This window comes from Natronolimnobius baerhuensis, from assembly GCF_002177135.1.
Lineage (GTDB): Archaea > Halobacteriota > Halobacteria > Halobacteriales > Natrialbaceae > Natronolimnobius > Natronolimnobius baerhuensis.
This window is the reverse complement of the sequence record NZ_MWPH01000002.1, coordinates 1,161,909-1,177,206: the sequence shown is the minus strand read 5'-3', so window position 1 is coordinate 1,177,206 and position 15,298 is coordinate 1,161,909. Positions and strand designations below refer to the sequence as shown.

Annotated in this window: 21 protein-coding genes and 1 tRNA gene; 18 read left to right on the top strand and 4 right to left on the bottom strand. The window is 47.9% G+C overall.

Annotated features, from left to right (window positions below):
* Positions 1 to 51: 51 nt before the first annotated feature.
* From B2G88_RS12165 to B2G88_RS12105, 16 genes are all read left to right on the top strand, one after another.
* Positions 52 to 609 (top strand): hypothetical protein, encoded by a 558-nt coding sequence (locus B2G88_RS12165; protein ID WP_140408853.1) that lies wholly within the window; start codon positions 52 to 54, stop codon positions 607 to 609.
* Position 610: 1 nt separating this feature from the next.
* Positions 611 to 1,504: a hypothetical protein gene (locus B2G88_RS12160; RefSeq protein WP_087714879.1), complete on the top strand. Its 894-nt coding sequence runs from the start codon at positions 611 to 613 to the stop codon at positions 1,502 to 1,504.
* Positions 1,501 to 2,631 carry a hypothetical protein gene (locus B2G88_RS12155; RefSeq protein ID WP_087714878.1) on the top strand — a complete coding sequence of 377 codons (1,131 nt, stop codon included), beginning with the start codon at positions 1,501 to 1,503 and terminating at the stop codon, positions 2,629 to 2,631. Before B2G88_RS12160 ends, B2G88_RS12155 begins: the two co-directional genes overlap by 4 nt.
* Positions 2,632 to 2,887: 256 nt before the next feature.
* Entirely contained in the window at positions 2,888 to 3,334 is a 447-nt protein-coding gene (locus tag B2G88_RS19130) for a hypothetical protein (RefSeq protein ID WP_140408852.1), read from the top strand.
* 755 nt (positions 3,335 to 4,089) lie between these two features.
* A complete protein-coding gene (locus B2G88_RS19125; protein WP_140408851.1) occupies positions 4,090 to 4,953 on the top strand; it encodes a hypothetical protein in 864 nt (287 codons plus the stop codon).
* A gap of 195 nt (positions 4,954 to 5,148) precedes the next feature.
* Positions 5,149 to 5,589: a hypothetical protein gene (locus tag B2G88_RS19120; RefSeq protein ID WP_140408850.1), complete on the top strand. Its 441-nt coding sequence runs from the start codon at positions 5,149 to 5,151 to the stop codon at positions 5,587 to 5,589.
* 65 nt (positions 5,590 to 5,654) lie between these two features.
* Positions 5,655 to 5,900 carry a hypothetical protein gene (locus B2G88_RS12140; protein WP_140408849.1) on the top strand — a complete coding sequence of 82 codons (246 nt, stop codon included), beginning with the start codon at positions 5,655 to 5,657 and terminating at the stop codon, positions 5,898 to 5,900.
* Positions 5,901 to 5,902: 2 nt separating this feature from the next.
* Complete coding sequence (locus B2G88_RS12135) at positions 5,903 to 6,112, top strand: helix-turn-helix transcriptional regulator (protein ID WP_054862612.1); 210 nt, start codon at positions 5,903 to 5,905, stop codon at positions 6,110 to 6,112.
* Between the two features lie 91 nt (positions 6,113 to 6,203).
* On the top strand, positions 6,204 to 6,851 hold the full coding sequence (locus B2G88_RS19115) for a hypothetical protein (RefSeq protein WP_140408848.1): 648 nt from the start codon (positions 6,204 to 6,206) through the stop codon (positions 6,849 to 6,851).
* A 206-nt stretch (positions 6,852 to 7,057) separates the two neighbouring features.
* Positions 7,058 to 7,366: a hypothetical protein gene (locus B2G88_RS19110; protein ID WP_140408847.1), complete on the top strand. Its 309-nt coding sequence runs from the start codon at positions 7,058 to 7,060 to the stop codon at positions 7,364 to 7,366.
* Between the two features lie 92 nt (positions 7,367 to 7,458).
* Positions 7,459 to 7,803, top strand: coding sequence for a hypothetical protein (locus B2G88_RS19105; RefSeq protein ID WP_140408846.1), 345 nt, complete (start codon positions 7,459 to 7,461; stop codon positions 7,801 to 7,803).
* A 353-nt stretch (positions 7,804 to 8,156) separates the two neighbouring features.
* The gene (locus B2G88_RS12125; protein WP_087714876.1) at positions 8,157 to 8,552 is read left to right on the top strand and encodes a hypothetical protein; all 396 of its coding nucleotides are present in this window, start codon (positions 8,157 to 8,159) and stop codon (positions 8,550 to 8,552) included.
* Between the two features lie 115 nt (positions 8,553 to 8,667).
* On the top strand, positions 8,668 to 8,913 hold the full coding sequence (locus tag B2G88_RS12120) for a hypothetical protein (RefSeq protein ID WP_054862616.1): 246 nt from the start codon (positions 8,668 to 8,670) through the stop codon (positions 8,911 to 8,913).
* Positions 8,906 to 9,100: a hypothetical protein gene (locus tag B2G88_RS12115; protein WP_054862617.1), complete on the top strand. Its 195-nt coding sequence runs from the start codon at positions 8,906 to 8,908 to the stop codon at positions 9,098 to 9,100. Before B2G88_RS12120 ends, B2G88_RS12115 begins: the two co-directional genes overlap by 8 nt.
* A complete protein-coding gene (locus B2G88_RS20185; RefSeq protein WP_054862618.1) occupies positions 9,093 to 9,713 on the top strand; it encodes a tyrosine-type recombinase/integrase in 621 nt (206 codons plus the stop codon). The genes B2G88_RS12115 and B2G88_RS20185 overlap by 8 nt, the downstream gene beginning before the upstream one ends.
* Before the next feature lie 45 nt (positions 9,714 to 9,758).
* Entirely contained in the window at positions 9,759 to 10,691 is a 933-nt protein-coding gene (locus B2G88_RS12105; protein WP_087714875.1) for a restriction endonuclease, read from the top strand.
* A 16-nt stretch (positions 10,692 to 10,707) separates the two neighbouring features.
* Here the strand turns inward: B2G88_RS12105 and B2G88_RS12100 are convergent, their stop codons facing one another.
* The 3 genes from B2G88_RS12100 to B2G88_RS12085 form a co-directional block, all read right to left on the bottom strand.
* Positions 10,708 to 11,100, bottom strand: a complete 393-nt coding sequence (locus tag B2G88_RS12100; RefSeq protein WP_054862620.1) for a hypothetical protein — start codon at positions 11,098 to 11,100, stop codon at positions 10,708 to 10,710.
* A gap of 78 nt (positions 11,101 to 11,178) precedes the next feature.
* Positions 11,179 to 11,634, bottom strand: a complete 456-nt coding sequence (locus B2G88_RS12095; protein ID WP_054862621.1) for a hypothetical protein — start codon at positions 11,632 to 11,634, stop codon at positions 11,179 to 11,181.
* Between the two features lie 597 nt (positions 11,635 to 12,231).
* A tRNA-Val gene (locus tag B2G88_RS12085) sits at positions 12,232 to 12,305 on the bottom strand.
* Positions 12,306 to 12,365: 60 nt separating this feature from the next.
* Here B2G88_RS12085 and B2G88_RS12080 point away from each other — a divergent pair.
* Together B2G88_RS12080 and B2G88_RS12075 are read left to right on the top strand one after the other, a co-directional pair.
* Positions 12,366 to 12,857, top strand: a complete 492-nt coding sequence (locus B2G88_RS12080; protein WP_054862623.1) for a DUF192 domain-containing protein — start codon at positions 12,366 to 12,368, stop codon at positions 12,855 to 12,857.
* A 65-nt stretch (positions 12,858 to 12,922) separates the two neighbouring features.
* Positions 12,923 to 14,881 carry an ABC transporter ATP-binding protein gene (locus B2G88_RS12075; RefSeq protein ID WP_054862624.1) on the top strand — a complete coding sequence of 653 codons (1,959 nt, stop codon included), beginning with the start codon at positions 12,923 to 12,925 and terminating at the stop codon, positions 14,879 to 14,881.
* Positions 14,882 to 14,902: 21 nt separating this feature from the next.
* On the opposite strand, the gene B2G88_RS12070 is transcribed toward B2G88_RS12075, so the two are convergent.
* A complete protein-coding gene (locus B2G88_RS12070; RefSeq protein WP_087714874.1) occupies positions 14,903 to 15,247 on the bottom strand; it encodes a DUF5789 family protein in 345 nt (114 codons plus the stop codon).
* Positions 15,248 to 15,298: the final 51 nt, after the last annotated feature.

The following is a 15,298-nucleotide window of genomic DNA, read 5'->3' as shown; positions in this document are numbered from 1 at the left end:
CACCCGTTTCGTCGTTGCATCTTAGTTCTTAGAAACTCTATTTATTATTGTATGTCTAATGCGAAACGAATAGTTCTGATTATGGGAATAAGCCTTGCGCTGCTGGCGTTGTTCGCAAACGTCGCAGTAGCCGATGAAACACCACCACCGCCTATTGATTCCGACGATGACTCCGAGGTCGAGGACGTAGATGAGGGCGCAGAGTACACACATGCGATGACAGATGATGTTCGTATCGTGGATTACTACGAGACCGAAGAGGGGGCGTTAGAGGTAGTTATTGACGCTGATGACGAAGTGTCTGGAACGTACACAGACGACGGTGTGACGGATTCTGGGCCGCTTCCACCTGTCCAGTCCTTGTATCTTGAAGAGGGTCGTAACACGGTTACTATCGACGTTCGAGAGCATCCAGTAGCGACGATTACTGTCGATGGAGAGCGGTATCAGGCGTCCGATTACGATGGCGCTGATATCCAGACTGAGACAGAAGAAGACCGGTCTCTGGCCGGAATCATGATGACTGGAATTGTTATTTTCACTGTAGCTGGAGCAGGTGCATTGGCTATTCGAAAAATCCGCAAAAACTCCGTAACGAGGATGAAATAATATGATGCTGTACATAACTTTCTTCACGGTTGTCGCCATCGTTCTCGGTGTTTTACAACACCGAGGATACCCTGTCGTATCGGCTATGAAATCGATGGGACTGTGGGCTGTTGGTGTTGGTCCATTTATTACATTAATCGTATTCTGGTTAGCTAGTGGACTACAGATAATCGGCTTTGATGTGTTTGACTGGGGTATTTTCGCATGGTTCGGATTAGATGGTCTCCACCCAGATTATCCATTTATATACTTTGTCGCATTTTCTATATTTGGCCCACCAGCTATCGTCTTGGGTGCATATATAGTCAAATCTGCTGGTGAAAAAATAGAAGGTAAAGACCCCGTGACGGGCGAAACTGGGCTTTGGAAATTAGCTGAAGAAACGTGGGCTGACCTAACTGTAATCCACCACGAGACCGGTGAAGAAATCGGTAAAGATGGTCTCCATAGGGTGCCATGGAAGCGTGGACACGGATGGGAAGCGACTGAATATGACCCTGAGACGAATGTAGCTAAATCCGCTTACTTAGCCGATTATAGCCCGTCTCAGATACGTACGTTCAAATTCGCTGTGACCGACATTATATCGACTTTCGGGGAAGAAGTCGATGCAGCATATGAAGACATCTCCACACGTCACAGACGGGCTCAAGAAGACGCTATGCGAGAGAAGAAGCAGTTGGTCAAGGACGCCGAGTATTCAACTAGAGCTGATGGAGAGATGCCTAACAGCCCCCTAGAAGATTATTTAGAAACAACTGCTGGAGACGACGAGTACGATGGAGATGGGTCTGTCTCCGAGGTCTTCGAACAGCAGAACACTGATTCTGACTCTACTGGAGATGGCTCTGACGGCGGAGACAGCTTACCAACAGATGGAGGTGAAGACCAATGAGCGCCGAACAACACGCTCCTGAAGCCGAATTTAAGGAGTTTATCGACGGAAACCTGCCGAATCAAGAGGACGAACCTGAACTCCATCCGTGGACAGGAAAAATCGCTAATCCGAGGGTTCGAGCCCATCTACACGATATGGCCCGTGATTACGACCCGGATGATTACGACATGGATATGCCCGCACGGTTCGAGGACACTGAATACTGCAAGAACATCGTAGCTAAGTGGTCCACAGAGACAGGGACGGAAGCCCTTTTCTCGGGCAATATTAAGACGCTCAATTTCTTCTCTGGCTTGGTGGGCTATCAGAAGGACGTGAGCGGGATGCAGGTCCTGATGGAGCTTATGAAAATGATAGAGAACACCCCCGTGTTTATCGGCTATATCTACGGGGACATGGGCTCCGGGAAGTCAAACTTCGCTATGCTCTTGTTCGAGGTCTTCGAGTCCATCTACGGCGAGGAGAACATCTACAGAGCGGCGAACATTACGTCTGACACGGTTGATGAAGAGATTGAGGAATACAGTCGCCTTGTCGACCTACTGGAAGACCGCCGTGAACGTGTTCAGGCTGGCGAAGACGTGGATGAGATGTTGATGTTGATTGATGAAGCCGCCCAGATTTTTACTGGAACTGGGTCGGACCAATGGAAAGCTAAGGCTCTTGCGAAGGTTCTCAAACTCGCTCGGAAGGCAAAGGCGAATATGATTCTCATAGGGCAGGATGGAAAGGACATAGACGCTTCTCTGCGGGCGCTGTGTACGACTTTCGTGGAGAAGCAGTCCCAGACGACAGCCGTGTTCTGGGGCGACGTGAAAGACCGTCAGGGGATAGGACGGAAGATGAAACTCTCGAAAGTTCCAGAGACAAGCTTAGACTGGGATACATGGGATGAAGGAGACTTCAAATTTGATGAAGGCGACGATGATGAAGACGACTTACCAACATGGGAAGACCTTGAGGAACTGAAAAACCAGCATGAGAGGGAGATGATGGCGATTCTGGATGTTACCACGGACATGACTCAGACCGAGATAGGGGACGTGTACGGGGTTTCCGACAAGACCGTCAGAAGGGCAAAGAACAAGCATGAGAACAAGCTTCAGAACCTTGGTCTTGCCTGATTTCGGATTTTTGTTTCCCTTGCTTCTATACGCACGTACGTAGCGTGTGCGCCCGTCTTTGGTGGGGCTGGTCGCCGCCTGTCCGGTGTCCACATCACTGCTGTCTATCGATTACTAAACCATGTTCGGACACTATGTTTCGAAGAAATCTACGAAACGGACATGCGTGAATTATACGTGCGTAATCGTGCGACGAGAAGAGAATAACCACAGAGATAAAGGTAGTTTGATATGACACTCATGTGTAGGTCAGACTATGAACAGACGAAAGATGCTGTCTATGGTGGGTGGATTCGGTGTTGTCGGTCTCGCTGGCTGCGCTAGTTCCAGTGATGAAGATTATAATCCGGGTGATGGAGAGTATGTTGGAGAATTCGAAGAAGCAGTTTCAGTTATTGATGAAGCATTAGAAGTCACGTCGGTAACAACGACGGATTCAGATGTGGACTTAGTATATGACGACGGTAATCAAGACGATGCTGCGCTAGCTGCATCATCGATATCGATAATATTTGCATCATTGATTGACGACGGGTGGAATGTCCGTCAGTTAAATTCAGATGCAACTGTAAACGGGGATAATGTGTTAGACTGGTACGTAGAGCGAGACTGGGCAGAAACGTACAATGATGACGGACATGTTGGAAATTATGAAGATAAAATATATGGTACAATGGATGGGTATGATGGACCTCCGATTTGATATAGTGGTCTAAGTAACATTCTAAGACCGAAAACCCCCATCTGTTACAGTTCAGAACCGAGAAACCACGCCTGATTTTTACTTGTACACAGGATAGTGTAATATAATCAGCCGTATAAGGTACCGTAGAAGAATATACATGTGCATGCCTGACGACCGTGACGACCTTCGTGAGCTAGTTGACCCGCCACGAGTGACTGAAAAATCAGTGGACTACATCACATCGATAATCTCCACTAATCCAACATGCACTATAGACCACATAAATGAGGACGAGGGCAAGGTTACACTTCGATTTTCGGCAGACCTTGGTTTTCGTATTTCTGGAGATGAGCATCCGCCAATTATTTGGTTAGACACGACTCAGGACGGCGTTCTACTACGATTTGACTTGACTAAGCAAGTCTAAATATATCTATATCGTGTCCGGGAAAACCCTTTACTAGCGGATTGTGTAGTTATGTATACATGATATTAAAATTACTAAAATGGGTAGCTATAGTACTTCTAATTCCGTTTGTCGGTGGCATCGTCGGCATGGTTTTATCCGGTATAATCGGTGCTACTGGATACCTGCCGTTGGAATACGACCCACTATTCACGACAGAGGCGTACGGACTGTGGTCGATAATAGGTACCATAGTAGTCGTGTGCATAATGATTTTAATTAAATTCGGAATCCTCGACTGATTTTCTTCTCCGGACTGCAAGACCTCAGTAGCCCTTATGATGGTTCAATCAAAATTGAGAGACTAATGGTGATTGGTCCTATTGAACAGGAGCAACTGATAGAATTAGTTCTTGGTTCTCTTCTTCTGCCCGCAATAGTGGCGTTCCTAGTTACATCTTGGCAGATGAACCGCCAATCAAAACGAGAAAAACAAGAATGGTATGACAGTGTAGAAGCAGCAGCATCCAGAATAGAAGGGGCGTGGTATCCAGAAGATGAAGTAACACAAGCAAAACTGGAGGACACAATCAATGTTGTTGACTCTAGTTTAGGAGACCTCAAGGACCTCAAAGGCAGTCCCGAAGCAGGAGGGAAACTTGTAGACTCTATTGATTTTTTGAATCGGCGCTGGTTCCATCATAAAGAGAAAATTAGGAAACATTCTGACAAACGATACGAAAGAATTTCTGACGCCACACAACGAGATTGTAGACAAATCAAATACCTTGTTCAGATGGACAGGCCCAAATCTCATCGAGAACGTCTCAAGACAATATTTGCTAATCTAATTGATTGGCTGAGGTATTGTCGTAAGATGGGGTTCACAACGGAAAGAGGGCATCTTTCGAACGAGACTATTGAAGACCTTGAAATGTATTTTTCCTCAGATGATGTTAAACAAGTGATTAGTGGAGAAAAGGTTATAACAATAACAAAACCATTTCAAACTCGGTTGCTCATAAACACTCGTTCTACTGGCACTTACTTCTCGATGAACGCATTCCCACACATATCAAACGATGGCAATTTTCGTTTTAAAAAATCCTTTAGAATATTCCCTATTCCAGAAGATGCGATTCATAGTGAGCTAAGACTAGCTGAAGAATGGGAACTAGAGGATATAGAGGTAACACGAGAGATTGTTTATGAAGAACTTGGCCTAACTTAGACCTTCTTGCCCGACCGAAGTGAGAGCATTATGAACGAGTGTGCGGGCGAAAGAATACACGCTTCTTTTTACTTTATTCAAAATCAAGCAACAGAGAGACGATTTTGTTTTCTCTGAGAGTACTATATTCTAATACTACCCCCTATCCTAAAGGGGGGAACAGCTTTATTCTACCCACTCTTTTGTTAAAATGCGATGATTCAGAACAAGACAGAAACGGACGATGGACTTGAAGAAGGACAGACTATGGACAAACAAGAAATTGAATTTAACGCTCGAAATCATACAGTTGAAGATGCTGATACGGATTTTGTTGCAATAGCTCACGACCAAATCAATAACAATGCATACAACCGCACACTCGTCACAGACGGAGAAAAATGGGGATATGCGAAAATAGCTGACAACCAGTGGACTGTGTTTGACGTTGGAACCATCGAAGTCGAAGATGTGGAAATGGTCGCAGAAGGTTCTGAAGACTGGGAAGAGTGGTTCGAACACGAACCGGAAGCAGTTGAAGACTTCATTGACAATCTTGTTGGAAACGGTCTCCGTTTGCACAAAGTCGGTAGAGGAGCCATCCAAGTACATCCATCTACTGGTGGGTTAGCTGCAATTCATTATCAAATCGAATAATCAGGAGACAGCGACAGCGTGATGCCGGGAATCAAATTCCCCTGTCTCTCCTTGGGCTAACGCCCGTGAAACTACAAATGAGTGTAATAATCGAAATCAGCGACGATGGTAAAGTAGAGGCGACACACAATAGCGGCGAGACCTTGTGGGCGTATGAATTGCCAGATGAAGACGAATTCGATGAAATCGATGCAGCAGATTATTCGTATTTCATCCGAGGGAAAGTAGCTACGCAACTGAATCATCTTGAAATAATGAGTCTTGTTAAGGATGATACTGACTTTGAAAATAAATACACGAGAGAGGTGTAACCATGGGTGGAGAAAAGAACTGGTCGGAACCGGGTTTAACTGAAAAGCAGAAAGAAGCATGGCGATTATACAAAGGAGAAGACCTCTCCGTAGGTGAAGTGGCCGAAGAGTTGGGCATCAAGGAAACATCTGCGAACGGGCGCTTGGAAGCGTGTTATCGCAAGCGGGCTCGGTCACAGGCGACCTTGGAATGGTTAGCACAGTTCGAATAACACTTCTTGTTTCAACCAGTCTAACTCAAATACGATAAATTACTATCTATTAGTAACAAAATTAATATACTTATGTTTCTTACCTACATGTATGGCAAAAGCATATAATACTGCACAAGCCGCAAGCAAAGCTGACGACATAAGAAACAAAGAAGGATTTGGTGGAGGGTCATTAATCAATAAGCCAATCGATGGACACGGACCGTACTGGTATCTCGTAGCTCCTCCAAGCGAAGGTCGAGAGTGGCATTACATCGGTCCCGTTGCCGACGACGGCGATGACTTGCCCACAGATGATGCAAAAAATGAAAGGAAGAACATAGGCGAAGAATATTCGGGGAATTCTGTTTCGATTGAAAAAGAGATGGATGGCTTCAAGCAAATCTACGAAATCTCATGGGCCGGAGAAACAATAAAAGTCACTCCAAAGGGCATGAAAAGAAATGTGATAATAGGTGAAAATGGAGTCAAGACAGATGTCCAAAAAATAGACGAATCAGATATACGTATCTCGTGGCGTAGTGAAGAAAATAATATGCTGAAAATAGATGTTGACTATGAGGATAGGAATTTAATTAAGGAAACAGACTATTCTAACACTGAGTACGAACTCGACGGCGGTTATTGGTATATCGATGACTCCGAAGAGAGCCTAAATGAGTTCCTTGAAGCCGTGACTGAAGAAGGTAGAAAGGTAACAGTCAATCCAAGTGTTATTGAATCATACGGTGATGAATAAAACAATCGCTTGTGGATTTCCCTAACAGACGAACCCACTAACACTTTCACAAATTAGCTCCTCAAGCATCTTACCGCTCGATATTGACGAAATAGTATTCTTCGGTGAGTGATTTTATCCCTATACTACCCCCCACCCTAGAGGGGGTAACACCTTTGTACCACCCACCCATTTATTCAAGTACAATGATGCGAGAAATAGACAAAATGGACGAAGAACCGCACCGGAAAACAGTAGAAGTAGACGAAGAGAACGTGCGAAGAGTTCTGAAGCTTGCATGGAGCGAATCAACTGGAGTCAGTCACGGTTTCGTGATTAACTACGAAGTCGGATGTCACTTTTTAGGTGGTACAGAAGTACACGGGGTAGACCACCGACCAGATGACTTCATACACGTGAACGACGTTGTTGACGCATCAATAACCCAAGATGGAGAGATTGAATTTCTCGAACTGAGAGATAATGCTGTTACACATGAGGGAGAAGTGGTTGATTTTGTTTGGTCAGATTGGTAGATTTTAGTTTTCATATCGTTATTCAAATCAAGTCAAGGGATTAGCTGTAGCATCACTAACTTTTATAATCGCCACAAATAGTTATCAGAACAATGGGACGATATAAGTTAGCGAGTCGAATCATGATGAAAATTGAATCTTGGAAAAAGAAATTAGGTTTATGGTATTGGACTAAGTTCAACAAATATATTCCAGAACCAGTGTATTGGATATACACTTCTATCGACATAGAAATGATTATTGTCACGTATTTATTCTTAGTCATTGGTATTCCCACATATCTATCTTCAAGCGGTCATATTAGTTTATCAATTTGTGTAGCTCTGATTGGATTGATGATTGCCCATATACTCCGTCATGGAGTATGGAAACGCAGGAAAGAAGATATGAAAAGAGAAGTGAAAGAAGAGTTAGAAGAGGAATTCCCACGTATCTGAGTATAGCACTTGTTGATTCTCCTAACAGAAGCCACAACTGAAGTCCTATTTCACCCAAATAGCCCCCTGATTTCGACCTGAAAATAGGTCTTTTTGCAAACTCCCCAAGTGACACAATACATTAGTACTTTTAGATACATATATTATATGTGGTAAAATGTATAAGAAAATAAAATGCAGAATAGAGAACTATAGCCAAACAATGACATGGGGAATATGTAGCATACTAGCAGGCATCCTGTCTGTGTACACATCTTATCACCACGACTACTCAACAGCAGTAATATTAGCGTTCACAGCAGGACTATCGCTGGGTCTCGTAGCTATACTTTATAAAAAAGAGGTGAGCGACGATGAGTAGTGAGAACGATGACGAAAATGATTTCAAACATATCTCTGGAAATGTTATCCAGACTATCGATGTGGATGAGTTAAACGACTACTCTGTAGGATACCTACGACACTTCCAGAAACCGTTACTGGTCGTGGCAACTGATGAAGACTCAGCGAGATTCGATGCACTCAGAACGCTGTCACCTTTCCACACGCCGTCGTACATCTATAATATCGTTTATGAATGTGGTATAGACGCAAACACAACCCCATACGAAGTTGGAGATAACGTTGAATTGGTTGGTCTCGGGGTCAAAAAACAAACCTACAGAGCTATTCCGAAGTCAAAGTTTGAATTGCTTCAAACCCCGCCGACTAAAGTAGAACTTGGTCTTTCGGAGGTGAGCGAGCGATGATGCCCTGCCCTGAATGCGAGGAGACCCCGAATACACAGAAAGGGTATCCGCTAGTTCAATGCACCAACAACGATTGCTTCGTTCTTGAATACGACGCAAATACGGGTGGGATACTATGAGTGAACAACTAACCCTCCAAGTCGAAGACCAGAGAACCGCCCGTAGAGCAATCAAGCGACTAGAAGTCGAAGAGGACGAAATCTTAGACGCCAATAAAGCCGACCTCGGAGACGCTATCATACGATTAGCTGCCGACAATCCAGACCTCTTGGTCCGCAAGCTCCAACAAGTTCAGAATCAGCGAGAGAAGTACTGGAGCGACAAAGATTACCAACAAGCCCGGGGTGAGTCCGATGAGTGACAAACCCTACGGCAGCATCGAACGCTGGGTGGACCTGCATGGGCATCAGTCGTACAACGTGGCCAATCTCATAGTCCAGAATTCGGACGACGAAGAAGAACTGATAAGCTACGTATACATCCTACTGAATCTGCTCACGGAAGATGAAGTCATTAAAATCGTAAATGAGGTGAACCACAATGAGTGACTCCAAGCAAGTCGTACACCGGCACTTCAGTTTAGAACAAATCGAAGACCTCCGAGACGCCGCACACAGTCGTAACACACGGTATGATTCGTCCCTTCGGGACGAAGTGTTCGTCACTATTTCGGCTGATTTAGGGACTCGGCCACGAGAGACCGTCCGCTTGACCCGGCACATGTTTGACCTCAACGCCGAAGAAGTCACGATTCCAGCAGAAATTCAAAAGGACTACCCAATCGAGAACAAGTCTCCCGGCGCAGCTACACTTCGGTTAGACCATTACGGACACTTCGGGACCGTTCGATTGCTTCGCACATACCTGAAAACGTTAGACGACGAAGACTACCTGTTCCCAAGTCGTCAAGGAGGGAGAATCAACACCAACACCGCTCGGAACATCACTGAGCGGTTAGCGGTTGAAGGCAACGTGTGCCCCAAACGAACCGATGGAAAGCCTTCAGAGCCGTCTGAATCCCACCCACATGCCTTCCGTCACTCGGTCGCCAACTACATGCTAGCCGACCCAGACACCCGTCTCGTGGACGTACGTAATCGACTTCGGCATCGTTCGATACTGACGACCGAGAGAGTCTATGAGCACTTCCAACGCCGATAATCCTATTTATCCACAGTCGAATCATTTGCCAATCAAATAGATTTTATGAATTTAGAGAATATTCGGTGGGAAGAGTTTGAAAAGCTAATAGCTGTGTTGTGGGAGAAATTTGGATACAACACTAGGGTCACATCGCCCGGAAAGGATGGTGGAATAGATGTTATTGCTGAACGAAGCGACCCATACCACGAAAAGATAGTCATTCAAGTGAAAAACTATTCGGTAGATAATAAGATTGGAGTTCAATCCATACGAGAATATAGTTCCCTTCTTCATCGTTCGAATGTAGATGGAGTTGTCATTGTTACATCTGGGTATTATACTAAGCAAGCACGGAATGAAGCCGAAGAGATTGGTGTAAAGTTGGTCAATCGAGACAGTGTTGAGCAACTTATTGACGAGCACTTGTATGAAACACAGACATTCAATCCAACTAAAAAATTAAAGCGGAACAAGAACGAAGGAGACTCTGCTGAGCTTGAAACACCTGCGAAGTCGAGTAGGGAAAGTCACAGGTTACAGGATTCAGAAAGTAGGACGACGACAAGGTGTGATGACGACCTTATCCTTCCTGAAATCACAGACGACGACCAGATACCTGATATTTCAGCTTTATCAGCAATACGTGATGGGATGGAAGAATACTTTTCCAGTAATTCTAAAGAATCCCAACATGTGTCTGTAATTCCAGAAAATGATAATAAGCCTATCTACCAGTATGTCGGAACAATTCATCAGATACCAATTAGTGACCGAGTAGACCGGGAGGCTATAATTAAAATCTGTGACGAATACAATCTCAAGTATATAGACAAATCAGAGCAAAATATCGCCGCAAGATGGGAGAAGTATTGGACAGGCTATAGTCATAAAGCGAATATCGAACATGATTCAATAATCGCTACTAAATTCGTTAGTGAAATTCTGGGAGATACGAGCGATATAGAATTAGAACTGGTAGAGGCTGAGCAGGAATAGTAATACTTCAGCGGCGCTAAGCGATTATCACAGCATAGTATCCCTCCCAACCCTCACCTTTTCCACTACGTGACGCCGAAACTGACCCCTCAAACACATCTTCTTCCGGAATTGCGTCCGAAGTCATGGGAATGTTATCCGTGATTATCGTCCGTTCAAGGCCATAGGTGTACTCTCGAAGGAGTCTACGAGGTTCAGGAGCGTCTGGAACCATCAAGAGCAGTCCTTTCTCCACGTGAACGTGACCAACATCAAATCCTGTGAATGTATGCGTATACACGTCCGCATCGTACTCGCCCGGGTCTAAGTTTTGTTTATAAACACCTTCAATAAACTCGTTACCAACAGTTCCTAACTCCAGACCCAACGTCTCAGCAAGACTAAAATCGTCGTCACCAGTCTCTCCCATGCGTCTATAATGAGTGCCCGGGAGACTTGTAGGCACGAATAAATTTCAAAAGAGAGGTAGTGTAAAACACTACGTCATTTATCGATGATTCTGCGGATTGTGGTCATCGAAGCGGGCATCATCAGGGTGCTTGGGTGGTGTCGGAGGTGTCCACTCATAATCCTCGATATCTACATCCATCTGCTGCCGTCCCACACCTAACACCCTCTCTTCGTCGTTTTCACCATAATCCGTCGCAACGGTCAAACTATACTTTTCCTCTGTGTCACGAGTCACGACCTCTCTTACATCACATTCCCACGGCAAGTCGTTTGGTTCCAAACGGAATGTACCCCTTCCAGTGTTATTTTTACAGACGGCCATGTACTGGTCAGGACCATTGTAATCTTCAAATCTAAAATATAGAGTGACTTGCGCTGAATGTTTGTCCCATAATTTGAATATCCCATCGTCCCACCAAACATCTGCATGTCTTTCGCTCTCAATTAAATCCTCTAAACCGATTTCTTCTACCGAATCAATTATTTCTACCATGCAAATTCCGGTATGGTTTTAGTAGTTAAATGCACTTCGACGGGGGTTGTATGAACACAATACAGTAAACAACAGAATCAAACACTTGTCCGCATAGTCACAGTACAGATAATGCCAATAATGGTTACCAATCTAATATTTTCTGAGGGCCTATTGACGATACACTCCGTCATCATCTTGGCGCAAGGTAATCGCATTTTCTTGGACCGAAACCGAATCTGCTGCCAGCGAACTAAACTGCCGATTAGCTATGTCCATCACATCCCCTGTTTCATCCTGACTAGTTCCCGTGACCGAGACCTCGATACCGGAAGGCGTCTGCTTAATCGTGACCTCAGGCTCGTCATCCGCTCCGAATAGTCCAAACATGACACCACACAATAGAACGCTGAGAAACTTATACGGCTGAAAATATTGAACTGGACCTCTCCCCGGAATATATTCGCATCTTTATGGCGCAGTAACACGTCGTATCCAATGGAATCGCCATACGGGTCGGAGGAGGCACTACGGAGTGTAAGAAATCACTGCGATTCAGGCGTGTAATTCAGCCTGAAATCCATGCCCTCATGCGAATCCAGAGCATGGCTGCGGTAGTGGGCTCGGGCGGGTTCGAACCACCGACCTCGGCCTTGTAAAGGCCGCGTCATAACCAGCTAGACCACGAGCCCGTATCCGAACCAAACTCCTGCGTCCGAATAACCTTTACTTTCTCCCCGCGCAGATCGGATATGGTCCTCGAGCGCGTCTGGAAGGTACTTCTCGCCTGTGTCGCGGTTGTTTTCATCGCATTCGCTCTCATGCAGGCCGGTCTCGTCTCACCACCCTGGAGTGCCGATTCTGGCGAAGTCCGCATCCTCGATGCTACCGGGGAGCCCAAAGCCGTCGTCGACGTCGACGTCGCCGACACGTACAGCGAGCGCTACACCGGGCTGAGCGACCACGACTCGCTCGAGGATGGCGAGGGAATGCTGTTCGTCCACGCGAGCGAGAGCGAGCGAACGTACGTCATGCGCGAGATGGACTTCGACATCGATATCATCTTCATCGACGGCGACCGGGAGATCACGACCATCGAGCACGCTCGCGCACCCGAACCCGGCGAAGATGGCGAGGATCTCGAGCACACCGGTCACGGACAGTACGTCCTTGAGGTGCCCCGCGGCTATGCCAACGAGACAGGCATGTCAGTTGGTGATGAGGTCGAACTGGCGTACGATTAGCGACGAACCGGCGTATTTCGATTCGTAGCAAACCCTTATTGTCAATCGTCACGGATTCGCACCTAATGAGCGGGAGTGATATTGACTGGGAGGATGATGATCCGTTCGAGGAGCAGCGCGAGCAGGCTGAGAGCCCGATGCGTCGGCTGATCTTCGACTACGGTCGTCCCTACTGGTTCCCGATGATTGTCGGATTGTTCTCGAGTATTTTTGCGCGGGCGCTGGATCTCCTTCCCGCACTCTTGCTTGCGGTTGCAATCGACGCGGTCTTTGACGAGGCAGTGTTTCACGAGCAGGTCCCGCTTACTGTCCTGCCGGAGGCGTGGCTCCCGACAAGCGATACCGAGCAGTTCGCGTTCGTCGTCATCGTCATCGCTGGCTCGTTCGTCCTCGGGGCGGTCTTTCACTGGCTTCGTAACTGGGGATTCAACTCCTTCTCGCAGGACGTCCAACACGATGTCCGAACCGCGACCTACGACAAGATGCAGCGCCTCGATATGGAGTTCTTCTCGAACAAACAGACTGGCGAGATGATGTCGGTGCTCTCGAACGACGTCAACCAACTCGAGCGATTCTTAAACGAGGGGATGAACTCCGCGACGCGCCTGATCGTGATGGTCGTCGGCATCACCTTCCTGCTGTTCTGGCTCAACCCACAACTCGCGCTGGTCTCGCTCGCGCCCGTGCCGCTGATCGCCATCTTCACCTATCTCTTCGTCCAGAAAATCCAGCCTAAGTATGCGGCCGTTCGCTCCTCGGTCGGGAAAGTCAACTCACGACTCGAGAACAACCTCGGCGGCATCAACGTCATCAAGTCCTCGAACACCGAGGAGTACGAGTCCGACCGCGTCGAGGACGTCTCACAGAACTACTACGACAAGAACTGGGGCGCAATTTGGCTGCGAATCAAGTTCTTCCCCGGTCTGCAGGTCATCTCGGGGATCGGCTTCGTCCTCACCTTCCTCGTCGGTGGGTACTGGGTGCTCATGGACACCGCGCCTGGGCCGTTCACTGGCACACTCGAGACCGGTGTCTTTGTCGCCTTCATCATGTACACCCAGCAACTCGTCTGGCCGATGGCCCAGTTCGGACAGGTCATCAACATGTATCAGCGCGCCGAGGCCTCGAGCGAGCGGATTTTCGGCCTGATGGACGAGGAAGGGCGAATCGAACGCGAAGTTGATTCCGACGCGCTCGAGGTTCGCGACGGAAGCGTCGAGTACGACCACGTGGAGTTCGGCTACGACGACAGCGAGCGCATCATCGACGACGTGTCGTTCGACGTCGACGGCGGGGAGACGGTCGCACTCGTCGGCCCGACAGGCGCAGGCAAGTCAACCGTCCTGAAACTCCTGCTTCGACTCTACGACGTCGATGACGGGTCGATCAGCATCGACGGACAGGATCTCCGCGACGTGTCCTTGCCGAGTTTGCGCCGGTCGATGGGCTACGTCGGGCAGGACTCGTTCCTGTTCTATGGCACCGTCGAGGAGAACATCACCTACGGAACGTTCGACGCCGACCGTGAGGAGATCATCGCGGCCGCGAAAGCCGCCGAAGCCCACGACTTCATTCAGAATCTGCCCGACGGCTACGATACGATGGTCGGCGAACGCGGCGTCAAACTCTCGGGTGGCCAGCGCCAGCGCATCGCCATCGCTCGTGCCGTGCTCAAAGATCCGGATATCCTCATCCTGGATGAGGCGACGAGCGATGTCGACACCGAGACCGAGATGCTCATCCAGCGCTCCATCGACGACCTCACCGAAAATCGGACCACGTTCGCCATCGCCCACCGGCTCTCGACGATCAAGGACGCAGACATGATCCTCGTCTTAGAGGACGGCCAGATCGTCGAACGCGGCTCCCACGAGCAACTGCTCGCAAACGGGGGTCTCTACTCGCACCTCTGGGGCGTCCAGGCCGGCGAAATCGACGAACTGCCACAGGAGTTCATCGAGCGCGCCCAGCGCCGCCAGGCTCGAACGGAAGTCGACCTCGATATCGACGCGGACGACGACTGAGATCGTCGGTCCCGAATTCGCTTAAAACGACTCCTGTTCTCGCTGTCCCTCTTGTTCCGGTGCGCCCTCATCCTGGCGGTCTTCACCCGCCGCGGGCGGCGTTCGGTCGCTGTAGTTCTTCCGTCCGATTGCGGAGTCGCCGACCATGTTCATGATCGCCTGTTCGACCTCGCCGTAGTCTTCGTACTCGTCTTCGTTCAGCGGCTCGAGCAGTTCCCTAAGCGTCGACGTCTCGTCGCCGGCTCCGATCTCGTTGTCTCCGTACTTTTCGAGCAGCTCGTCCTGACTGATCGGGTACTCTTCACCCTCGAGGTCGTCACTGAGGTGGCCGAGTTCGACGCCGAGTTCGCGATTGTCGTCGCTCATAGTGGACCGTACTCGCACGAGCCCCAAACCGGTTGACCCTGCGTTCGCATA